This is a genomic window from Streptomyces sp. NBC_00104, assembly GCF_045160825.1.
Classification (GTDB): Bacteria; Actinomycetota; Actinomycetes; order Streptomycetales; family Streptomycetaceae; genus Streptomyces.
On record NZ_CP108215.1, the window covers coordinates 1,615,108 to 1,637,564 of the forward strand.

19 protein-coding genes are annotated in these 22,457 nt (G+C 70.5%); 10 read left to right on the forward strand and 9 right to left on the reverse strand.

Going from position 1 to position 22,457, the window contains the following annotated elements:
* Nucleotide 1: 1 nt before the first annotated feature.
* The 3 genes from OG272_RS06890 to OG272_RS06900 form a co-directional block, all read right to left on the reverse strand.
* Entirely contained in the window at nucleotides 2-967 is a 966-nt protein-coding gene (locus OG272_RS06890) for a carbohydrate ABC transporter permease (RefSeq protein ID WP_405892873.1), read from the reverse strand.
* 60 nt (nucleotides 968-1,027) lie between these two features.
* Nucleotides 1,028-2,344, reverse strand: a complete 1,317-nt coding sequence (locus OG272_RS06895) for an ABC transporter substrate-binding protein (RefSeq protein WP_405892875.1) — start codon at nucleotides 2,342-2,344, stop codon at nucleotides 1,028-1,030.
* Nucleotides 2,345-2,708: 364 nt separating this feature from the next.
* A complete protein-coding gene (locus OG272_RS06900; protein WP_405892876.1) occupies nucleotides 2,709-3,917 on the reverse strand; it encodes an RNA-guided endonuclease InsQ/TnpB family protein in 1,209 nt (402 codons plus the stop codon).
* A gap of 62 nt (nucleotides 3,918-3,979) precedes the next feature.
* On the opposite strand from OG272_RS06900, the gene OG272_RS06905 reads away from it, so the two are divergent.
* Nucleotides 3,980-5,008, forward strand: coding sequence for a LacI family DNA-binding transcriptional regulator (locus OG272_RS06905; RefSeq protein WP_327730780.1), 1,029 nt, complete (start codon nucleotides 3,980-3,982; stop codon nucleotides 5,006-5,008).
* A gap of 299 nt (nucleotides 5,009-5,307) precedes the next feature.
* Entirely contained in the window at nucleotides 5,308-5,745 is a 438-nt protein-coding gene (locus tag OG272_RS06910) for a glutaredoxin domain-containing protein (RefSeq protein WP_327730779.1), read from the forward strand.
* Between the two features lie 524 nt (nucleotides 5,746-6,269).
* On the opposite strand, the gene OG272_RS06915 is transcribed toward OG272_RS06910, so the two are convergent.
* Entirely contained in the window at nucleotides 6,270-6,731 is a 462-nt protein-coding gene (locus OG272_RS06915) for a MarR family transcriptional regulator (RefSeq protein ID WP_326584387.1), read from the reverse strand.
* Nucleotides 6,732-6,847: 116 nt separating this feature from the next.
* Here OG272_RS06915 and OG272_RS06920 point away from each other — a divergent pair, with 116 nt between their 5' ends.
* The 4 genes from OG272_RS06920 to OG272_RS06935 all read left to right on the forward strand — a co-directional run bounded on the left by OG272_RS06920 (nucleotide 6,848) and on the right by OG272_RS06935 (nucleotide 11,440).
* A complete protein-coding gene (locus OG272_RS06920; RefSeq protein WP_405892878.1) occupies nucleotides 6,848-7,249 on the forward strand; it encodes an HGxxPAAW family protein in 402 nt (133 codons plus the stop codon).
* 117 nt (nucleotides 7,250-7,366) lie between these two features.
* Entirely contained in the window at nucleotides 7,367-8,482 is a 1,116-nt protein-coding gene (locus tag OG272_RS06925) for a LacI family DNA-binding transcriptional regulator (RefSeq protein WP_328507680.1), read from the forward strand.
* Nucleotides 8,483-8,745: 263 nt separating this feature from the next.
* Entirely contained in the window at nucleotides 8,746-10,806 is a 2,061-nt protein-coding gene (locus OG272_RS06930; RefSeq protein WP_327730777.1) for a discoidin domain-containing protein, read from the forward strand.
* A 28-nt stretch (nucleotides 10,807-10,834) separates the two neighbouring features.
* On the forward strand, nucleotides 10,835-11,440 hold the full coding sequence (locus tag OG272_RS06935) for a TetR family transcriptional regulator C-terminal domain-containing protein (RefSeq protein WP_328222555.1): 606 nt from the start codon (nucleotides 10,835-10,837) through the stop codon (nucleotides 11,438-11,440).
* Nucleotides 11,441-11,479: 39 nt separating this feature from the next.
* On the opposite strand, the gene OG272_RS06940 is transcribed toward OG272_RS06935, so the two are convergent.
* From OG272_RS06940 to OG272_RS06960, 5 genes are all read right to left on the reverse strand, one after another.
* Entirely contained in the window at nucleotides 11,480-12,061 is a 582-nt protein-coding gene (locus OG272_RS06940) for an ATP/GTP-binding protein (protein ID WP_326584383.1), read from the reverse strand.
* The gene (locus OG272_RS06945) at nucleotides 12,048-12,404 is read right to left on the reverse strand and encodes a DUF742 domain-containing protein (RefSeq protein WP_326584382.1); all 357 of its coding nucleotides are present in this window, start codon (nucleotides 12,402-12,404) and stop codon (nucleotides 12,048-12,050) included. Before OG272_RS06945 ends, OG272_RS06940 begins: the two co-directional genes overlap by 14 nt.
* A 1-nt stretch (nucleotide 12,405) precedes the next feature.
* Nucleotides 12,406-12,834, reverse strand: a complete 429-nt coding sequence (locus OG272_RS06950; RefSeq protein ID WP_020114533.1) for a roadblock/LC7 domain-containing protein — start codon at nucleotides 12,832-12,834, stop codon at nucleotides 12,406-12,408.
* Nucleotides 12,835-12,880: 46 nt separating this feature from the next.
* Nucleotides 12,881-15,310 (reverse strand): nitrate- and nitrite sensing domain-containing protein, encoded by a 2,430-nt coding sequence (locus OG272_RS06955; RefSeq protein ID WP_327730776.1) that lies wholly within the window; start codon nucleotides 15,308-15,310, stop codon nucleotides 12,881-12,883.
* A 300-nt stretch (nucleotides 15,311-15,610) separates the two neighbouring features.
* A complete protein-coding gene (locus tag OG272_RS06960) occupies nucleotides 15,611-16,621 on the reverse strand; it encodes a substrate-binding domain-containing protein (protein ID WP_327730775.1) in 1,011 nt (336 codons plus the stop codon).
* A gap of 395 nt (nucleotides 16,622-17,016) precedes the next feature.
* Here OG272_RS06960 and OG272_RS06965 point away from each other — a divergent pair, with 395 nt between their 5' ends.
* The 4 genes from OG272_RS06965 to OG272_RS06980 all read left to right on the forward strand — a co-directional run bounded on the left by OG272_RS06965 (nucleotide 17,017) and on the right by OG272_RS06980 (nucleotide 22,428).
* Nucleotides 17,017-19,074, forward strand: coding sequence for a pectinesterase family protein (locus tag OG272_RS06965; protein WP_327730774.1), 2,058 nt, complete (start codon nucleotides 17,017-17,019; stop codon nucleotides 19,072-19,074).
* 153 nt (nucleotides 19,075-19,227) lie between these two features.
* Nucleotides 19,228-20,712 (forward strand): alginate lyase family protein, encoded by a 1,485-nt coding sequence (locus OG272_RS06970; protein ID WP_405892883.1) that lies wholly within the window; start codon nucleotides 19,228-19,230, stop codon nucleotides 20,710-20,712.
* 57 nt (nucleotides 20,713-20,769) lie between these two features.
* Nucleotides 20,770-21,144, forward strand: a complete 375-nt coding sequence (locus OG272_RS06975) for a DUF779 domain-containing protein (protein ID WP_326584377.1) — start codon at nucleotides 20,770-20,772, stop codon at nucleotides 21,142-21,144.
* Nucleotides 21,145-21,201: 57 nt separating this feature from the next.
* Nucleotides 21,202-22,428, forward strand: coding sequence for a phosphodiester glycosidase family protein (locus OG272_RS06980; protein WP_405892885.1), 1,227 nt, complete (start codon nucleotides 21,202-21,204; stop codon nucleotides 22,426-22,428).
* Nucleotides 22,429-22,457: the final 29 nt, after the last annotated feature.

Sequence of the window (22,457 nt, forward strand, 5' to 3'; positions counted from 1 at the left end):
CTCATGACTCGTCGGCGCGGCGCAGGCCGCGGAACTGGAGGGCGTTGAGCAGGAGCAGCACGGCCAGCACGATGATCGACAGGGCCGCGGCGGTGCCGAGGTCCAGCCGTTGGAAGGCCTCTCGGTAGATCAACTGCACGACGGTGACGGTGCTGTTGTCGGGGCCGCCCTTGGTGAGGATGAAGAACTGGTCGAAGGCGAGCAGCGATCCGGTCACGCACAGCAGCAGGGTGAGGGCGAGGGACGGGCGCAGCAGGGGCAGCGTGATGGAGCGGAAGATCTGGGCGCGACTCGCGCCGTCCATCCGGGCCGCCTCGTACACCTCGTGCGGGATGCGCTGCAGACCCACGAGCAGGATCAGCATGTAGAAGCCGGCGAACTTCCAGACGATGAGGAACACCGTCGACAGCAGGGCGGCCGTCGGCGTGCCGAGGAACGACACCTCTTCGTCGACGAGACCGAGCCCGTCCAGGATGTCGCCGAGCGGGCCGGTGGCCGGGCTGTACAGCCCCCAGAAGAGCAGGGAGGCCGAGGCCAGGCCGAGGGCGCTGGGCAGGAAGTAGACCGTGCGGAAGAAACCGGCGCCCGGACGGGACTCCTGGACGAGCAGGGCGAGCAGGAGCGCCAGGCCGAGGAGGACGACGGTGACGACGCCGGTGTAGAGGAGCGTGAAGCGGACGGCGGGCCAGAAGAGCGGGGCGTCGGTGATGTCGGTGTAGTTCTCGGGGGCGTTGACGCCCCGGTCGCCGGTGAGCAGCGGCCAGTCGCTGAGCGACATCTGCCCGACGAGCAGGAGGGGCAGCAGGAAGAAGACCGCGACGAACACGGCCGTGGGTGTGGCGTAGGCGAGCCCCTGAACCTTGCGGGACCGCCACCGGGGTGCCGACGCGCGTGGCGGGCGGCCCCGGTGTTCGTCGGGCCGGGCCCGGTATGCGGTCGGCGCGGACTCGGCCACCTTCACCTGCATGCCTCTCCTCCGATGACGGTTCCGATGACGGTCGCGGGGGCGTGGGAGGCGTGACGAGCCTCAGTCGGCGAGCGACTTGCTGACCGCCTCGTTGTCCTGGTCCACGGATGTCCCGTCGCCGAAGACGGCGTCGCGCATCAGCGTCAGCCAGGGCCCGTTGGGGTCGTTGAAGGTCTGGCCGAACTTCAGCGCGTACGGGGTGTGGCCGTCGGCGACGAGTTCGTTGATGGCGACGAGGCGGGGGTCGGCGTCGGAGTGCTTGTTGGACGCCAGGTCGGTGCGGGCCACGACGTCCTTGTGCGCGGCGACGACGTCGACCTGGGCCGTGTCGCCGAGGGTCCAGGCGAGGAAGTTCCAGGCCTGGTCGGCCTTCTCGCTGGTCGCGGCGATACCGATGGCGTCGCCGCCGACGAAGGTGGACCTGCCGCCGTCGGGGCCGGGGATGGGGGCGACGCCGAGGTCCATGTCCTCGGGCATCAGTCCGAGCGTGGTCGACGGCATGGGCATGACCCCGACCTTGCCCTTCGGGAAGATCCCGGTCCAGGTCGTGCCCGTCTCGTCCTTCGCGCCGGGCGCCACGATGTCGTCGTCGACCCAGCCGCGGTAGGTGTCGTAGACCTTCTTGGCGGTGGCGGATGCGAGTCGCGCCTCGGTGCCGTCCTCGTTGAGCACCTCCTCGCCTCCGGCCCAGATGGACGGCCACCAGGTGAAGACGCCGCAGCCACCGCAGTTGCCGCCGAAGAAGGTCCCGTCGACGCCGCCGAGCGCGTCCACGGCCCGCGCCTGCTCGTCCCACTCGGCCAGGGTCGTGGGCGGCTTCTCGGGGTCGAGCTTCGCCTTCCGGTAGAGGTCCTTGTTGTAGAAGAGCACCGACAGGTCGAGGGTGTGCGGCACCACGTACTTCTTGTCCTCGTACGTACCGGCCTTGATGTGCGACTGGGCGAGGTTCTCGGCGAAGGGCAGCGCGTCGACGCGTTCGGTGAGGTCGGCGAAGAGGCCACTGGAGGTGTAGTTCGGCACGAAGACCACGTCGGAGGCGAACAGGTCCGGCAGGTCCCGGGAGCCGGCGGCGGCGCCGACCTTGGCCTGGTAGTCGTCGGTGGGGACGACGGTCAGCTCGACCTTGTTCTCGTGGCTCGCGTTGTACGCCTTGACCAGGGCCTCGCTCTGCGGTCTGGTCGCGGCGCGGGTCCACATCGTCAGCGTGGCGCCGTCGTCGACGCCGGTGGCGTTCGCCGCTCCGCCGTCCTTGCCGCCGTCGTCCGCGCTGCCGTCCCCCGCCCCGCAGGCCGTGATCAGGCTCGCGGCGGCCAGCAGTGCGACGGCGCCTGTGACGAGGCGGCTCGCGCGGCCACGTGGTCCGACCGTGCTCCCCATGTTCGATCCCCCTTGTTTCGCGACGGGCCGTGCGGGGCCCGCCGGCCGGGACGATGGCTGTGGTGGCACTGAACCGAGTGTCGGAAACGAGCGGAAACGAAAGAAACTACGTGGGAACGAAAGGAACCGAAAAGGCTTTCTGAGACGCTAGGCCGCACCCGAATACCCGTCAATCCCCTTACAGGGAGCGGTTGTCGGCGGCACACAGAAACCCATGACAGCATCGTGACCGAAAAGCTTCGCGTAAGGTCGTAGGGTTCCGCGTGGGGCGTGCCGTCCTCGGTGAGATCGGCACGCGTGGCGAGACAGGAGATCACCCGTGACTCCACCCACACGTAAACGCGCGGGCTTCCTGTGTCGGTGGCTAGGCCACGTCGCAGAGGACCAGCCCGGCCCTGTTGAGGACGTTCGTCGCGCCGACGTGGTCCGCGTTCGCGGTGAACCCGCATCTGACGCATGCGAACTTCGCTTGGGTGGCGCGGTTCTCCTTCGCGGCGTGCCCGCATGTGGGGCACGTGCGGGAGGCGTTGCGCGCGTCCACCGGAACCACGAGGCGACCGGCGCTCTCAGCCTTGTTCGCCAGGATCTGGAGGAACCGCGTCCAACCCGCTTCGAGGATACTGCGGTTGAGCCCCGCCTTGGCTGCGGCGCCGTTCGGAAGGAAAGCACCGCCGCCTGCGTGGTCGGGCTTGGGCTCGGGTGTGCGGGTCATCCCCGCCGTGTTCAGACGCTCGTGCGCGACCGCGTCGTAGGCCTGTACCAGAGCGCGGGCCGTCTTGTGGTGGAAGTCGGCACGCCGGCGACGGATCTTCGCGTGCGGCTTGGCGACTTTCCGGGCCGCGGCGCGGTGGCGCCTGGTGCGCTGCCGGGTCCGCTTGGGGAACGTAGCGAGATGCCCCTGCGCTTCGGCCAGTTCAGCGGCCATCGCGTCGAGGAAGCGCGGGTTGGCGACGTGTTCGCCGTCCGAGGTGGTCAGGAAGTGCGTGACACCCATGTCGATGCCGACCACCGCGCCCGTCGGAGGGAGGGGCTCGGCGGGGACGCCGTCGCAGGAGAGGACCACGTACCAGCGGTTCCCCTCGCGCTTGACCGCGATCGTCTTCACCCGGCCCTTGACGGGCCGGTGCTGGTGCACGCGGACGTGCCCGACGCCCTGGAGGCGGACGCGGGTCTGCGAGTCGTCTGGGGTCGAGTCCCAGCGGCAGCCGTCGCCGTCCTTGGGGAAGACGACGGTGTCGAAGTGCCCGACGCCCTTGAACCTGGGGTAGCCCGGCGTCTCGCCGTTCCTCACACGACGGAAGAACGCCTGGAAGGCCTTGTCCAAGCGGCGCAGCGTGGCCTGCTGGGAGGAGGACGACCAACGCCCCTGGCGCTCCGCATCGAACGCCCGGATGTCCTTGAGCTGGGCGGACCGGTCGCCGTAGCGGACGGTGGTCTTCGAGCTGTGCCGGTAGGCGTCCCGGCGCTCCTGAAGCGCGCCGTTGTACAGCGAGCAGTGGTCACGCAGCATGTCGCCCAGCGCGGCCGTCTGACGGGCGGTGCGGCGCAGGAGGAATTCGTACGCGCGGATCACGCCTGCCCCTCCTTCTTCCAGGGACGTTCCCGCTGGGTGTCGACGTATCGAAGGAGATCTGAATGGCACAGGCCACCGGCCCCTCTCGTTCGCAGCCCGCCACGCTCGGCGACGTCGCCCGGCTGGCGGGCGTCTCGATCGCGACGGCGTCCAAGGCCCTCAACGGCCGCAGCCAGGTCCGCGCGGAGACCAGGCAACGGGTCGTCGAGGCCGCCGAGCGGCTGTCGTTCCGCCCCAACCAGGTGGCGCGCGGTCTGCTCGCCGGGCGCACCGGCACCGTCGGGCTGATCACCAGCGACCTGGAGGGCAGATTCGGCATACCCATCCTGATGGGCGCCGAGGACGCCTTCGGCGCGGGCGAGGTCGCGGTCTTCCTGTGCGACGCGCGCGGCGACGCGATCCGTGAACAGCACCATCTGCGGGCCCTGTTGGGCCGCCGCGTCGACGGTCTCATCGTGGTCGGCAGCCGCACCGACCCGCGCCCCTCCCTGGGCCGCGAGCTCCCCGTCCCGGTCGTCTACGCCTACGCCCCCTCCGACGCCCCGGAGGACTTCTCCGTCGTCCCGGACAGCGTCGGTGCCGGCCGGCTCGCCGTGGACCACCTCCTCGCCTGTGGCCGTACCCGGATCGCCCACATCACCGGCGACCCCGGCTACCTCGCGGCACAGGACCGGGCCGAGGGTGCGCGGGCCGCGCTCGCCGACGCCGGACTCGCCCTCATCGGCGAACCGCGGTTCGGGGCCTGGTCGGAGGGCTGGGGGCGGGCCGCCACCGCCATGCTCCTGGACCGCCACCCCGACATCGACGCCGTCCTGTGCGGCAGCGACCAGATCGCCCGGGGCGTCATGGAGGTCCTCCGCGAGCGCGGCCACCGGGTCCCCGACGACATCGCCGTCATGGGCTTCGACAACTGGCAGATCATGACCGCCGGCTCCCGCCCGCCCCTGACCAGCGTCGACATGAACCTCGAACAGGTCGGCCGGGTCGCCGCCCACGCCCTCTTCGCCGCGATCGCCGGAACCCCCCGCACCGGGGTCGACACCCTCCCCTGCAAGGTGGTGATCAGGGGCTCTACGGCACCACTGTCGTGACGGGGCCGTGGCCCGTCCCGGTCATCACAGCCCTGATCCGAAACGCGCGCCGGACGGACCGAGGGCGGCATTCACCGCGGCGGGAAAGTCTCCATAGTCGAGCCGAGCGCGCCCAGTCCGCCCCGGAGCAGCAACGCGTCCGCCAACTCGAACAGCGCGTCCTCGCCCACGGGCAGGCAGTCGAACAGGTCGTCCAGAATACCTCATGGTGTCTGCCAAGCGTCCGATGAACGCCCAAGTGAGCGACCTGGCAGGCCTAGTTCGAGGAGCATGTCGACTCATCGATAGCCTGCGTCATCATGACGCGCACTTGGATCCTGCCGGTACTGCTGGTGCTCTGCGGTTCAGTCATTGCGACCGGCCTGGTCTTCAGCGGGAGCCCCGGTGAAGCCGCGGCACTTCTGCTGCTGTTTGTGCTGATCGCAGGCGTGAACTCGCCTCTGGTCTTCCCGAGATCGATTGGCGCGCTGGAAGCACAGCGCCGCAGCGCGGTCGACGGCCGGCCGGTCGTCTACTGGCGGTCAGGCTGCACATACTGCCTCCGCCTGCGCATCCGGTTGGGCCGCAACGCCCGCCAGTTGCATTGGGTCAACATCTGGCGTGACCCGGCTGGAGCGGCAGCGGCGAGGGCAGCCAACGATGGCAACGAGACCGTGCCGACCGTCGTCGTGGCGGGCCGGCCGCACACCAACCCCGATCCTGAATGGGTACGCGAACAGCTCTCGCCTTCCGCGTGATCGGGAGCGCTGCTGCATCGGCGAGCTTCCCGCACCGCGTCGACCCGAAAGATCGTCAGACGGAGGTGAAAGGGCAAGCTCGGAGCTCGCGCAGATAGGCGGTCAGCGGGGGCCACCGGGTAGACCTACTCGGCCCCGGCCCCCATGCCGACCGTCAAGGACGCCGGACACGGAGCGGCGGCGTACGGAGGCGACGGCGAGGAAACCTCCGCGCCCAGCCCCCGCCGCCCGGGTCGTCGAACTCGTCGGAAGTCGAACGCGTCGCAAACGGTGACGCCTTTCGCCGTCGGCCACCTTGCGGCGAGCCTGGAAGGCCACATCCCGGCGGACGGACTGCGGCCAGGCACGTGGTGGCCGCCGCGACGCTCAGCACCGGGAGGACATCCCCACCGACCAGACCCACGACACCCTCGACCGCGACTCGTGCTCGACGACGCGACTGTCCTCGCCACGCCTGCACCACTCCCGTCCGCTCCTCACCACGCGACCCGTCCTCACCGCGCCCCTCCCCGCCCCCTCCGCTCCTAGCAGGACTCGTCCAGGTACCCGCGCGCCACCTCTCCCGCACGCGTGAACCAGTCGGTGAGCAGGGCCAGTTCATCGGCCGAGTACCCGGCGAAGAGCTCGGCGAGGCGGGCGTAGAACGGGCCGTAGACGGCCACCACCCGCTCGGCGGCGTCCGGGACCGCGACCACGCGGACCCGTCGACGGTCGGCCGGATCCGGCTCCCGGGTCACGAACCCGCCGCGCTCCAGGCGGTTGAGGACACCGGTCACCGCCCCCGTGGTGACATGCGCCCGCCCGGCCAGATCACCGGCGGTGACCGGAGTATCCCCCGCCTCCAGGACGTACGCGAAGCAGACGAGGTCCGTCACGCTCAGCCCGAGGTTCCGGGCGAACTCCTGCTGGCCGACGATCATCGTCGCGATCAGGCCGTCCATGGCAGCGATCGCGTCCGGAACGGAGGGGCCGCGTTCGGGCTCCATTGATTTCACCTCCGGGCCAGGCTAAATTCCTTACTCGCTAAGACATCATAGTCCGGCGCCGTGGGCGTGGCCGCGGCGTGCCGTGGTACGACCCGGCGCGCGAGGGGAGCAGACACGTGAGTCTTCACGATGACGGCCACACCGTCGCCGGCTGGACCGGCACCGCCATCGGCACCGCAGGGTCGGCGGCACTCGGCCTGGCCGTCTGCGGCTGGACCCCGGGGTTCGCCCTGGGTATCGCCCTCTCGGTCCTGGCACTCCTGGTCACCTGGGGCCTGCACCTCGCCGGCTGGGGCAAGCCGCCGGGCCCCCGCCCCCGCGACCAGTGGAGCCCCCGGGTCCGCGACCGCTCCGCACGCGGCGGCCACGTGGGCTGCCTCGGCTGCCGCCTGGCCGGCCGCCGCCGCACCCCGGCCCCGCTCCCTGCCGTACCCGGGCCCGCCACCAGCCCCGACGAGGGCACCGGCACCACCGGCACAGCGGCGGCCACGGTCTCGGCGGGCGACTCGTCGTCCTGATCCGGCGGTACGGCAGCGCAAGGGCGGTGCGGCGACAGTAAACGCTTACCGCGACAGAGGGCGCCTGGTTCCCGAACCCTGGGCCGCTCGCCCCCGACCATGCAGTAACGTCGAACCGTGACGGTCAATGAAAACGGTCGCCGGAGCAGCCCCGAGCCCGGTAGGGCCAGGCGTCGGCGGAGCAGCACCTCGGGCGGCGAGCGGCCGAGCACGATTCGGGACGTCGCCGCGCAAGCCGGGGTGTCCGTAGCAACCGTTTCCCGCACGCTCGCCGGCAACTACCCGGTGTCCACGGAGACCAGGGCCCGGGTCATGGCGGCGGTCGAGTCACTGCACTACGTGGTGAACGTGCACGCCAAGGCGCTCTCCGGCCGGGTCGCCGGCCCCGTCGCCCTGGTCATCAAGGACATCACCGGCCCCTCCCTCGCCCATGTAGCGGCGGGGGTGGAGCAGGCTGCCGCCGACCGGGGCCGGCTGAGCCTGGTGTGCGCCACGCACGACGACGCGGCCCGCGAGGACGACCTGGTGCAGCTGATGCGCGAGCAGCACGCGGCCGCGGTCCTCCTCGTCGGCGGTGCCACGCAGGACGAGGCGTACCGGCGGCGGATGGCCGAGTACGCGACGGCGCTGGACGCGGCGGGCTCCCGGCTGGTGCTGGTGGGCCGCCCGCCGCTGCCCGGCGATCTGCCGGTCACGGTGGTGCAGTACGACAACCGGGGCGGCGCCTTCCAGGCCGCCGACCATCTGCTGACCGCCGGGCACCGGCGCGTCCTCTTCCTGGGCGGGGTCCCCGGCCTCAGCACCTCCGACCAGCGCCGGGACGGCTTCCTGCACGCCCTGCGCGCCCATGGGGTGGCGCACGCGGAGGAGTTGGAGCTGCCCGGCCCGTACACCCGGGTCTCGGGCTATCAGCGCACCCGGGAGGCGCTGGCCGCCGGCCTCGATTTCACGGCCGTCTTCGCGGGCACCGACATGGTGGCCACGGGGGCGCTGGCCGCGCTGCGCGAGGCCGGACTCGACGTCCCGGGCGACGTCTCCCTGGTCGGCTTCGACGACGTCCCGTTCGCCGCCGACCTCTCCCCCGCACTGACCACGGTGCGGGTGCCGTACGAGGATCTGGGGCGCACGGCGGTCCGGTTGGCGCTGGAGCGGGAGGAGCGCCTCGGCGGCGACGACCACGTGGTGCTGAGCACACAGCTGGTGATCCGCCAGTCGGTACGCACGCTTTCGTGACGTACATACCGGTCGGTCGAGGCGGCGGGTCGGACAACCACCGTCCCTCCAGCGGCATGTGACGGGACGTCTTCCAGCCCTACCGCCACACGTGGCATCAGGTCAACCGTCCCGGACTATTGACTCGGATCACCTCAGTGGCGATTCTCGTCACATCGCTTGTGCCAGCCATGACAATCGGACTATGGCGTCGTGGGTGTTCAACGCGTCCCGGAACGGTCTGGCCGATCGACCGCGCATCCCCCCGACCGAGGACGTGAGTGATGACCAGGACTCCGCGCGCCCACCGCAGACGCAAACCCCTCATGGTGCTGGCGCTGTTCCTCACCACGATGGGCATGCTGCTCAGCCCGTCGTCCAGTTCGGCCGCCACCGCCGACTGGTGGCTGCCCACCTCCCGGCCCTCGCCCGACTCCCAGATCAACGTGACGGGCGAGCCGTTCAAGGGGACGACCTCGGCGGGCGATGTGCGCGGGTTCGTCGACGCCCACAACCACCTGTTCTCCAACGAGGCGTTCGGCGGCCGGCTCATCTGCGGCAAGGTCTTCTCCACGTCCGGCATCGCCGACGCGCTGAAGGACTGTCCCGAGCACTACCCCGACGGCAGCCTCGCGCTGTTCGACTACATCACCCACGGCGGCGACGGCAAGCACGACCCGGTCGGCTACCCGACGTTCAAGGACTGGCCGGCCTACGACTCGATGACCCACCAGGCCAACTACTACGCCTGGATCGAGCGCGCCTGGCGCGGCGGTCAGCGGGTGCTGGTCAACGACCTGGTCACCAACGGGATGATCTGCTCGATCTACCCGTTCAAGGACCGCAGTTGCGACGAGATGACCTCGATCCGGCTGCAGGCGAAGCTGACGTACGCCCTGCAGGACTACATCGACGCGCAGTACGGCGGCACCGGCAAGGGCTGGTTCCGGATCGTCACCGACAGCGCGCAGGCCCGCTCCGTCATCGCGCAGGGCAAGCTCGCCGTGGTGCTGGGCGTGGAGACCTCCGAGCCGTTCGGCTGCAAGCAGATCCTCGACATCGCGCAGTGCGGCAAGGAGGACATCGACAAGGGCCTCGACGAGCTGTACGACCTGGGTGTGCGCAGCATGTTCCTGTGCCACAAGTTCGACAACGCGCTGTGCGGTGTCCGCTTCGACGAGCACGGTCTCGGTACGGCGATCAACGTCGGTCAGTTCCTGTCGACCGGCACCTTCTGGCAGACGGAGAAGTGCAAGGGCCCGCAGAAGGACAACCCGATCGGCGGCGCGTCGACGGAGGCCGAGGAGGACCTGCCGGCGGGCACCGAGGTGCCGGAGTACGACGCGGATGCGCAGTGCAACGTACGGGGGCTGACCGATCTCGGTGAGTACGCCGTGCAGGGCATGATGAAGCGCAAGATGATGCTCGAGATCGACCACATGAGCGTCAAGGCCACCGGCCAGGTCCTGGACATGTTCGAGGCCGCGTCGTACCCGGGCGTCCTGTCCTCGCACAGCTGGATGGACCTGAACTGGACCGAGCGGGTCTACTCCCTCGGCGGCTTCGTCGCCCAGTACATGCACGGCTCCGAGGAGTTCAGCGAGGAGGCCGGGCGCACCGACGCCCTGCGGACCAAGTACAACGTGGGCTACGGCTACGGCACCGACTTCAACGGGATCGGCGATCACCCCGCCCCGCGCGGCGCGACCACCTCGAACCCGGTGAAGTACCCCTTCAAGAGCGTCGACGGCGGCTCCACGATCGACAGGCAGACCACCGGTTCGCGCACCTTCGACTACAACACCGACGGCGCGGCCCATGTCGGCATGGTCCCCGACTGGATCGAGGACATCCGGCTCGTCGGCGGCCAGGGGGTCGTGGACGACCTCTTCAAGGGCGCCGAGTCCTACCTCGACACCTGGGGCTCCTCCGAGGGCCACCAGGCGGGTGTGAACCTCGCCAAGGGCAGGACGGCGACGGCCAGTGCGTCGGAGTCGAACCCGGTCACCAGCTACCAGCCCGGCCGGGCCGTGGACGGTGACGGCGGCACCCGCTGGGCGAGCGACTGGAGCGACTCCCAGTGGTGGAAGGTGGACCTCGGCACCTCGCACACGATCAAGAAGGTCACCCTCGACTGGGAGCGGGCCTACGGCAGGGCGTACCAGATCGACGTCTCCACCGACGGCTCGACCTGGAAGACCGTGTGGTCCACGACCGCCGGTGACGGCGGTCTGGACACGGCCAAGTTCTCCGGTGTGACGGCCAGATATGTTCGGATGCTGGGAACCGACCGCGGCACGGACTGGGGTTACTCCCTCTACGAGGTCGGCGTCTACAGCGGCTGACCGCACACCACGGGGGAAAGGGATCCACATGGCACGCTTGCCGTCGGCCGAGCGGCGCAGACAGCTCACCGAGGCGGCGATCCGCGCGATGACCCGGGACGGCGTCCCCAGGACGACGACCCGGTCCATCGCGGCCGAGGCGGGCGTGTCACTGAGCGTCTTCCACTACTGCTTCGAGTCGAAGCAGGAGCTGATCGAGTCCGTCATCACCACCATCACCGGGCACTACGTGACGCTGGTGCGGGAGGCGATCCGGCCCCGGGAGACGCTCAGGGAGACCGTCCGGGCCGGTTTCCAGGCGTACTGGGACCATGTGTCCCTCCACCCGGGCGAGCACATGCTCACCTACGAGCTGACCCAGTACGCCCTGCGGGAGCCCGGGTTCGAGCATCTGGCGCGGGCGCAGTACGAGATGTACCGCGCCACCTACGCCGAACTGATCGAGCAGCTGCGGCAGTCCATGGAGTTCGAACTGACCGTGCCCGTCCCGGTACTGGCCCGCTATCTGGCCGCCATGACGGACGGTCTCACCCTCAACTTCCTTGTCCTGGGCGACGACGCGGCCTGGACGGACATCCTCGACACGATCACCGACCACGTGGCCGGCCTCGTGCGCGAGGAGGTCCGGCCGTAGGGCTGCGGCGTCGGCCTCGACGGCGGCGCCGCCCCTGCGTCAGCGGGCCGACGCGGCGATCAGCTGGTCCAGGAGCGCGATGAGGACGTCACGGCACGACGTGCGTTCGCGGGCGTCGAAGAGCAGTACCGGGGTGTGCTCCGGCAGGGCCAGGGACTCGCGGATCACGTCGGGCTCGTAGGGGTGTTCGCCGTGGAAGCCGTTCACGCCGATGACGAACGGGATCTTGCGGCGTTCGAAGAAGTCGATGGCGGCGAAGCTGGACTCGGGGCGGCGCACGTCGACGAGGACCACCGCGCCGAGGGCGCCGATCGCGAGGTCGTTCCACATGAACCAGAACCGTTGCTGTCCGGGCGTGCCGAACAGATAGAGCACGAGGTCCTGGCCGATGCTGATCCGGCCGAAGTCGAGGGCCACCGTGGTGGCGTGCTTCTCCGGGATGCCGTCGAGGTCGTCGACACCGAGACCGGCGGTGGTCAGGGGTTCCTCGGTGCGCAGCGGGACGATCTCGCTGACCGACCCGACCATGGTCGTCTTTCCGACGCCGAATCCGCCGGCGACGAGGATCTTCACCGTGTCGGGAGCCGAAATCCCCTGGGGGGTGGGGTCAGAGCCTGCCAAGGCCGTCCCTCACTTTCTTCAGCAGGTCCAGGTCGGGGGCGCGGGAGATCAGCCGCGGCTGGCGCACGCCGATCCGGCCCGCTTCCAGCAGGTCGCAGAGCATGATGGCGACCACGCTCACCGGCAGGTCGAGTTTGCTGGCCAGCTCCGCCACCACGATCGGCTTCGCGCACAGCCTGAGGATCCGCGCGTGCTCCGGCTGCGGACGGGTGCCGCCGACCGGCTGCGGGTCCACGGCCGTCACCATGGTGATGAGGGTGAAGTCGCCGCGGGCGGGCCGGGTCCGGCCGCCCGTCAGGGTGAACGGGCGAACCAGCCGGCCCGCCGCGTCGCCTCCGTTCACCTCACTCGCCGCTGTCGGCCGCGACGACACCCGCGCGTGGGGCCGCGCTGAGGTGCTCGCCGATCTTCTTCACCAGCATGTTCATCTGGTACGCGACCACGCCGACGTCGGCGCCCTGCCGGGTCAGCACGGCGAGGTTGGCGCCGGGTCCGGCGTTGGTGAGGATCAGGAAGGCGTTGCCCATCTCGATGAGCAACTGGCGCACGGGTCCGCCGCGGAAGTCCATGCTGACGCCCTTGCTGAGGCTCATCAGGCCCGAGGCGGTCGCCGCCAGCCGCTCGGCGTCGTCGCGCAGGAACGCGGTGGACTTGCTGACGACCAGTCCGTCCTCGGAGAGCACGACGGCGTGGTCGACCTCGGCGACCCGGTCCACCAGTCCGGTGAGCAGCTGGTCGAGCTGGCTGTGCGTGGCGGGGATGGGGCGTGTCATCTGTGTGTCCTTCAATGAGCGGGCTGCGTGGGGAGTCGATGGGACGTCAGGTGCCGGAGGCGGTGATCCGGTCTCCTGGGTCTTCGGATGTGGATTCCTCCCCTGGTGCGTACTCGGGTTCCGCGTCGCCGTCACGTGCCTGCAGGGTTCCGCGCTGGAAACCGGCGAGTGAGGAGGCCGCGCGCTCGGCCGTGAAGTCGTCGGTGTCGCCGTCGGGGCAGGGCTCCGCCTCCTCCATCAGCTCGGCCGCCAGACTGGTCTGCGGGATCCGGCGGGGCAACGGCATCAGTTCGCCCTCCTTCCCGGCCAGAGGCTTCCCGGCCAAAGGCTTCCCGGCGGCGGCCGGCCGTGTCCCGTCGCCGTCGGCGTCCTCGGCGGCGTCGGCGGTCCGCGCGTGCGCGGTGGGCCGTTCCTCAGGCGTACGGTCCGGGTCCCGCCGTACGGGTTCGGGCTCCGACTCCGCCGCGGCGGCGACCCGTGCGGCCACGAGCGAGGTACGGGACGGCGGTTCGGCCGTGTCGGTGCCGTCCTCGCCGGGGGCGGGGGCCTCGCGGACCACGGTCTCGTCCGGGATCAGCACGATGGCGGTGGTGCCGCCGTACGGCGAGGCGCGCAGGGTGACGGTGATGCCGTGCCGGGTGGCGAGGCGGGCGATGACGAACATGCCGAGCCGGAGGTCGTCGGCGAGCGCGACCACGTCGAACTGTGGGGGCACCGCCAGCTGGGCGTTGAACGCGGCGTAGTCCTCCTCCGACATGCCGAGCCCCCGGTCCTCCACTTCGAGGGCGAGTCCCTTGGCGACGATCGCGGCGCGGACGCTCACCGGGCTCGGCGCGGGTGAGTACGTGGTCGCGTTGTCGATGAGCTCGGCGAGGAGGTGGATGACGTCGGCCACGGCGGGCGGGGCGATCCACACGTCGTCCTCGGTGTGCACCTCCACCCGCTGGTACTCGGCGACCTCACCGACGGCGCTGCGCAGGATGTCGATCAGCGCGACCGGTTCGGTCCAGCTGCGGCCGGGCCGCTCGCCGCTGATGATGACCAGGTTCTCCTCGTAGCGGCGCAGCTGGCTCGCGGTGGAGTCCAGCTCGTACAGGCCCTTGAGGATCTCCGGGTCCTGGTGCTGGCGCTCCAGCTTGTCGAGCTTGGCGAGCTGGAGGTTGACCAGGTTCTGGCTCTGCCGGGCGATGCCGAGGATGACGCGCTGGAAGCCGCGCCGGGTGTCGGCGAGCTCGACGGCGGTGTGCACGGCGGTGCGCTGGGCGGCGTTGAACGCCTTGGCGACCTGGCCGAGTTCGTCGGTGCCGTAGTCCAGCGGGGCCGCGGCGGCGTCCACGTCGACCTTCTCGCCCCGGTCGAGGCGGGCGACGATGTCGGGCAGCCGCTCCTCGGCGAGGCTGAGGGTGGCCGTGCGCAGGCCGGTGAGCCGGCGGGACAGGGAGCGGGTGATGCGCCAGGACATCACGACGCACACCAGCAGCGCGGCGAGACCGCCGGCGCTCAGCGAGCCCGCAGTGATCAGCAGCCCGCGTGCCTCCTCACCACTGCGTTCCAGCAGCCCCCGGGTCTGCTCCCGGATCAACTGCTCGTACTGGACCGACAGCTTCGCCATCGCGGCGTCCCAGCTCTTCTGGACGTCCGGCAGTGGGGTCTTGCGGGAGCCTCCGGTGCCCGTGGTGCGGGCCGCGATGACCTGGTCCTCCGCGGCCTGCAGCGCCCGCCAGTCCCGGCCCTGGACGATCCGTTCGACGGCGATCTTCACCTCTCCCTCGATCGAGGGCACGAGCTGGTTGTCGACGAGCCAGCGCCGGGCGCTGACCACCTGGGTGAAGCGCTCCCGGGTCGGTTCGTCGAAGTGTCCCGACGGCCAGTTGAGGGTGAGCAGGGCGTCCTCCTGGGAGACCAGCTCCGCGGCCTGTGAGAGCGTGACGAGAGGACCGGCCTGCGAGGTGAGGTCGCCGTCGTCGACCTGCGTGAGCTGCTGGAAGGCGTGGATCTGGCCGTCGATGATCGAGCTGTAGTGGTCCAGGGCCTGCTCGGGCGTGATGTCGGTGGGGTTGTCCACCTGGTCGCGGTAGTACTCCAGGCTGTTCGACGCGCCCATGACCGAGTACAGCTGATCGCCGATGCGGTCGGGGGCGTCCTCGATCTCGCTCGCACGGCGGTCCAGTTGGGCGACCGCCTTGTCGGTCTCCCGGCGCTGCTGCGCCAGGGCGTCCATGGAGCTGCCGGGGGCCGCCATGTAGGCGGCCGACAGGGCACGCTCGCGCTGCAGGGCGAGGGTCGCCTCGGTTCCCATGGCGCCGGTGGACTTGCTCAGTCCGGTCTGCGACCGCAGCCTCAGTCCCTCCGAGAACATCTGGGTCGTCGTCACACCCCAGCTCGCGGCCAGCGTGACGCTGGGGATCAGGGCCAGGAGGATCAGCGAGAGACGTATGGAGCCGAGACGGCGCCGGGCGCCGGTCCGTGAGGGCATCGTCGTCCTTGGGCGGTTGGCGGGGAGCGGAAGGGATCGGGCGGGCGGGGCGACAGAGGTCCGGGGATGGGGGTGGACACCTGTCAGTACGGCGCACAGGGGATGCGCAGGATGCTATCCGTACAAGTGAGCGCACGTCGCAGGGGTGGTAGGAAGTTTGGCGTCGCCGTTACACGACCGTTCCGGATGCTTGGGTTCCGGGGTGCGGTCATGCCCGAACGGAAGGTTCCGTTTGTCCGTGCGCGGCGGCCCGGAGGCCTCGGCCCGACGAAGGTCTCGCGGGAGTCCGGGCACCCCACGTCAACGGGTCCCGTTGGCCGCGAACTTGGCGATCCCGGCGACGTTCCTCTTGGTCACGAACGCGGGGCCGGTGAGCACGGGTTCGACGCCGCCGCCGCTGATGTTGCCGTTGGTCTCGTAGAGCCAGAGCCCGTCGACCGCGAGGTAGCCCTGGAGGTACGGCTGCTGGTCCACCGCGAACTGGATGTCGCCGCTCTTCACCGCCTCGACCAGGTCCTCGTTGAGGTCGAACGTGGCGACCTCGGCCTTGCTGCCCGCGTCGTCCACCGAGTTCACGGCTGCGAGCGCGAACTGCGCCCCGAGCGTGACGACCTCGTCGATGGTCGGGTCCTGGCGGAGCTTCGCGGCGATCGAGCCGGTCACCGAATCCATGTCGGTGCCGTCCACATAGAGGTTCTCGGTCTGTCCGCCGAAGGTCTTGCGCACACCGGCGCAGCGGGCCTCCACGGCGACGTTGCCGCGCTCGTGGATGACGCAGAGGGCGTGCTTGGCTGCGCGGGCGTCGAGTTCGTCGCCGAGCGCCCGGCCGGCGACGCTCTCGTCCTGGCCGAAGAAGCCCAGCAGACCCTGCGCCTGCCAGGCGTCGATGCCGGAGTTGAGGCCCACCACGGGTATGCCCGCGGCGCGGGCCTCGGCGACCGCGCCGCGCATCGCCTGCGGTTTGGCCAGGGTCACCGCGATGCCGTCGACCTTGTCGGCGATCGCGTCCCGCACCAGCTTCGCCTGCCCCGCGGCGTCGGGGTCGCTGACGAAGGTCAGCTCGATGCCGTCCTTCGCGGCCGCGACCTCCGCGCCCTTGCGGACCAGATCCCAGAAGGCGTCCCCCTCGGCGCTGTGCGTGATCAGCGCGATCCTCATCCCGTAGCCCGAGGCCCCCGACGTGTCCGTGTCCGAATCGGCCTCCGACCCACCGAACACCGAGCAGCCGGCGACGGTCAGGCCGACGGCGGCGGCGAGCGCCGTGGCGCGGAAGGCGGTGAGGATCCTGCGGGACGCGGAGGGGGGGTTCATGGGGCGCGGCACCTCGCTGTGCGACCGGGGTGGGACGTAGGGGAGAGCGAGGTCGCCGCCATCACCGCGATGACGTGCGGTGACTGGCTGACTTTCGCTGGGCGGAGCCAATCGCGTGTGACGCCCGGTAGTCAAGTGAACATCGGAATCGATGTATTGCTGTGACGGCCAGGTTCTGACCAGCGCACACGTGTCAACGGCCGCCGTCGGCCCCGCGCGAGGAACCTGGACCGTTCCACCCCGCTCGCGGGGGTCGGTTCTCGGTCATTTCCGGACCCGGTCCGAAGTTCCGGTCGTCTGGCCGAAATTCGCACCCGAAGGCGGCAACCTCTCCCCGTCCGGCGGCGACTGCTCGGCTGACGACCACCATCCCCCGCACGGAACGGAATCGACGCGTGAGCGAGAACCACGGCAAGGCCCGCCACCGCAGAAGGAAGACCGCCCTCGTGGCCGGTGTCCCCCTGGCCCTGGCCGCCGCCTCGGCCATGGCCTACGGCACGGTCTTCGGCGTGTTCGGCGAGGACGCCCAGCCCCGGGCCGCGGCCGCCACCGCGTCCTGGGCCGCCGAGTCCGCCGACGGCTTCGCCTCGGTCAACGCGCTCGGCCAGAACGGGACCTACGGCGGCCGGGACGGCAAGACGGTCACCGTGAAGACCCTCGCCGACCTGGAGAAGTACGCGACCGCCGCCGAGCCGTACGTCATCGTCGTGGCCGCGACGATCACCATGAACCCGGTGGGCAAGGAGATCAAGGTCGCCTCGGACAAGACGATCGTCGGCTCCGGGACCTCGGGGCACATCGTGGGCGGCGGCTTCTTCCTCGGCTCGGGCGTCCACAACGTCATCATCCGCAACCTGACGATCCGTGACTCCTACCAGGGCACCTGGAACGACAAGGACCACGACTTCGACGCGATCCAGATGGACGGGGCCCACCACGTCTGGATCGACCACAACGACCTGCGGCACATGGCGGACGGCCTGATCGACAGCCGCAAGGACACCACCTACGTCACGGTGTCCTGGAACAGGCTGAGCCAGAACAACAAGACCTTCGGCATCGGCTGGACCACCAACACCACCGCCGATCTGACGATCCACCACAACTGGTTCCGCGAGACCGAGCAGCGCAACCCGTCCACCGACAACGTCGCCCACGCGCACCTGTACAACAACTTCCTGGAGGACGTGTCCGGCACGGACATCACCTCCTCGTACGGCAACTACGCGCGCGGCAACACCAAGATGGTCCTGGAGAACAGCTACTTCCAGGGCATGAGGAACCCCGTCACCAAGGACTCCACGGCCGCCCTGGTCCAGCGCGGCAACGTCTTCTCCGGTACCTCCGGCCGCAACGAGAGCGGCGGCACGGCCTTCGACCCGAAGACGTACTACCCGTACACCCTCGACAAGACGGCCGACGTGCCCGCCCTCCTCAAGTCCGGTACGGGGCCGAGGAGTTCGATCGGTACGACGGCGACGGCCAAGGCCGCCGCGGCCACCACGCTCACCGTCGCCAAGGACGGCAGCGGTCAGTACACGAGCGTGCAGAAGGCCGTCGACGCGGTGCCCGCGAACAACGCCTCGCGCGTGGTGATCTCCGTCAAACCCGGCACGTACCGTGAGGTCGTCAAGGTTCCCTCCAACAAGCCGCACGTCACCATCCAGGGCTCGGGCGGCAGCCGCAAGGACACGACGATCGTGTACGGCAACGCGGCCGGGATGCAGAAGCCGGACGGCTCCGGCACCTACGGCACCCCGGGCAGCGCGACCATGTCCATCCAGTCCGACGACTCCCAGGTCCGCAACCTGACCGTCACCAACGACTTCGACGAGGCGGCGAACCAGTCCCTCTCCGGACACCAGGCGGTCGCGCTGCTGACGCAGGCCGACCGGATCGTCCTCGACGGGGTCATCGTCGACGGCGACCAGGACACCCTGGAGCTGGAGACGGCCGCCAAGGACAAGGTCGGCCGGGTCTACGTCACCAACTCCTACGTCATGGGCAACGTCGACTTCATCTTCGGCCGGGCGACCGTGGTGGTCGACAAGTCGATCATCACCCTGAAGAAGCGCTGGAACGGCACCTCCGCCGGATACGTCACCGCGCCCAGCACGGCCGCGAACCACAAGGGCATCCTGATCAACCGCACCACCGTCAACGGCGACGTCTCCGCCGCCAGCTTCTTCCTCGGCCGCAACTGGCACCCCGGCGGGGACACCACCGTCGACCCGCAGACCACGGTCCGCAACTCCACCCTCAGCGCCGCGATCAAGACCACACCCTGGTCCGACATGGGCGGTTTCTCCTGGAAGGACGACCGCTTCGCCGAGTACAAGAACACCGGCGCCGGATCGGGCAGCGCGAGCAGCAACCGTCCGCAGCTGACGGACGCCCAGGCCGCCGACCAGGAGGTCGCGGACTGGCTGGGCGGCTGGACACCGGGCACCTGACGCCTGACGCCTGATTCCGCACGGAGACGCACCGCCCCCCTTTCTGTTTTCTGTTATCTCCCCGGGGGCCGGTGCGTCTCCTGTTCGCAGCCGCCCGCGCGGGCCGACGCGGGCACGAGCTGCGACCCGTACCCGAGACCCGAGGACCCCCACGTGACAGCACAGATCAGCCGTCGGAGCACGTTGAAGATCGCCGGTATCGCCACGGGCGCGGCGGGCCTGGGATTCGGCACGGGCCTGGCGGCGACGCCGGCCTCGGCGGCGGGCGAGGCCTTCGCGCACCCCGGTCTGCTCCACACCGAGGCCGACCTGGCCCGTATGGCGTCCAAGGTGAAGGCGGGCGCCGCGCCCTACACGGCGGGCTTCGCGAAGCTGACCGCCAACCCCCACGCGCAGAGCTCCTGGACACCCCGCCCCGCCGCCACGGTCTACCGGGGCGGGGGCTCCCCGCAGAACTACGCCGCGCTCTACAAGGACATCCACGCCGCCTACCAGAACGCCCTGCGCTGGCACATCACCGGCGAGACCGCGCACGCCGACACCGCCGTGCGGATCCTCAACGCCTGGTCGGGGACGCTGACCAGCGTGCAGGGCAGCGCCGACCGGTTCCTCGCAGCCGGCCTGTACGGCTACCAGTTCGCCAACGCCGCCGAACTCGTCCGCGACCGCGACGACTTCGAGCTGGACCGCTTCAAGACCATGCTGAGCGAGGTCTTCGCCCCGCTCAGCGACGACTTCCTGGCCAAGCACAACGGCGCCGTCGTCACGAACTACTGGCCCAACTGGGACCTCGCCAACATGGCGTGCGTCCTGGCCACCGGCGTCTTCTGCGACGACAAGGCCCAAGTCGCCCGCGCGGTGGACTACTTCAAGAACGGCGAGGGTCTCGGCGCCGTCAAGAAGGCCATCCCGGTCGTCCACGACGACGGCCTCGGCGAGTGGCTGGAGGCAGGCCGCGACCAGGGTCACGCACTGCTGGGCGTCGGCCTCATGGGCACGTTCTGCGAGATGGCCTGGAACCAGGGCATCGACCTGTACGGCTACGACGACAACCGCTTCCTCAAGGGCGCCCAGTACGTGGCCAAGTGGAGCCTGGGCGGCGCGGTGGCCTACACCGCCAACACCCGTGCGAAGGGCGCGATCAACGGCTGGTCCGGCAGGGAGACCGCGTCCGACGCGGCCGGCGTCGACCCGAACATGACCCGCCCGATCTGGGCGATGATCGCCAACCACTACACCAGGCGCCGGCGCCTCGACGCCTCCTACCTCACCCGCATCGCGGCCAAGGCGGCACCCGAGGGCGGTGGCGGCGACTACGGCCCCAACAGCGGCGGCTACGACCAGCTGGGCTTCGGCACCCTCGCCTTCACCCGCGACAGGGCGACGGCCGCCGAGGCGGGCGCGGCACCGTCGGCGGCCACGGCCGCGTCGGGCTCGGACACCGGCTCGGGAGCCACCTCGAAGAAGGGCGCGTCGTCCTCCTCCGCGAGCGCCCAGGGCGGCCGGGACGAGGACCTGGCCGCGACGGGCACCACCGACCTCCCGGCCTGGACCGCCGCCGGCGGAGTCGCGGCCCTCGCGGGCGGCCTCCTCCTGCTGCGCCGCCGCAACCGCGCCGTCGGTCGGCCCGAGAGCTGACCGTCGGATTCGGGGCACGCAACGTCCTCGCAACCTGCCGAGGCGTCCACTACGGCCATGGATGTCGTCCCGCGCGTAGAACTGACCCCCGCGGCCGCCGATCTCGTCCGGCGGCTGCGGGCGGCCCACGGCCCGTTGATGTTCCACCAGTCGGGCGGCTGCTGCGACGGCAGCGCCCCCATGTGCTACCCGGACGGTGAGTTCCGAACGGGAGACTCGGACGTCCTCCTCGCGGAGCTGACCGTCGACGGGGTCGACGAAGCAGTCGGGTTCTGGATGTCCCGCAACCAGTACGAGGTGTGGAGTCACACCCGGCTGATCGTCGACGTCGTACCGGGCCGAGGCAGCGGTTTCTCGCTGGAGGCACCCGAAGGAGTGCGTTTTCTCATCCGTTCCCGCGTCGTCGAGGCCGGGCGACCGCCCGGCCGGTAGTCGTCTGGTGCACTTCCTCTGAGTCCTGGGACAGTTGACGAGACATCAGGGGGCACCGTGACACGTCGTGGCGGGCGGTTCCGAACGGTACTGACGGTTCTCTCGGCGTGGAGTGTGCTGGCCGGCGCGGCCCTCGTGGGGGCGGCACCGGCCAGTGGCGCGTCCGGGGCCGTGGTCATCGCGCCGGGCATCGAGTACCGCCAGTTCGACATCCAGGCGGCCAAGGGCGTGACGCACGCCCATGTACTGAGCGTCGACCTGCGCAGCACCCAGGTGGGCGTCGGACTGCTGTACCCGGGGAAGGTGGCCGCGCGGGCGACCGTGTCCCGGCTGGCCGGCTCGGCGGGTGCCGTGGCCGGGGTCAACGGCGACTTCTTCAACAACACCGAGACCCAGCACCCCGGTGTCGCGGCCACCGGAGCGCCGGTCGGCCCCGCGATCGCCGGCGGGCACGCGCTCAAGGCGGCCGTGCCGAGGGGCCAGCGCTTCGGCCCGGCCCTGCCGCCCGGTACGGGCACCAAGGACGTGCTCGGCGTCACGACCGACGGCACGGCCCGTCTCGACAGCATCGCCCTCGACGGTTCCGTCACCACCACCGGGGGCGATCTCCCGCTCCGCGGCCTCAACCAGTACGCCCTGCCGGTCGGTTCCGTCGGAGCGTTCACCTCGGACTGGGGCGAGGTCTCCCGGATGCGGGCCGTCTGCGGCACGGACACCGACCGGGCGGCCCCGTGCAGCACCGACACCCACGAGGTGCTGGTCGCGAACGGCCACGTGGTCGGCTCGGCCGGCACCCCCGGCAGCGGCGCCATCGAGGCCGGAGCCACCGTGCTCGTCGGCCGCGAGGCGGGCGCCCAGCAGTTGCGCAAGCTCTCCCCCGGCGATCCGGTGGAGGTACGCCACCGCCTCGTCGCCTCGACCGGAACCCCGTACGCCTTCGCGCTCGGCGGCTACCCGGTCCTACGGGGCGGCGTGCCGCTCCCCGGCCTCGACGACACGACCTCGGCGGTACGCACCGCCGCGGGCGTCGCCGACGGCGGCCACCGTCTCCTGCTCCTCGCCCTGGACGGCGCCGCCGCCTACCGCACCGGGCTCACCATCGCCGAAGTCGCCGCCACCATGCGGGGGTTGGGATCCGTCGACGCGTTCAGCCTCGACGGCGGCGGCTCGTCCACCCTGGTCGCCCGCGCCCCCGGAGCGAGCGCCGTCACCGTACGGAACCATCCGAGCGACGGCGCCGAACGGGCCGTACCGAACGGCATCGGCGTGTTCGCCACCCCGTGATCGGTACGTTCTTCGGCCGCGGGTGAGTG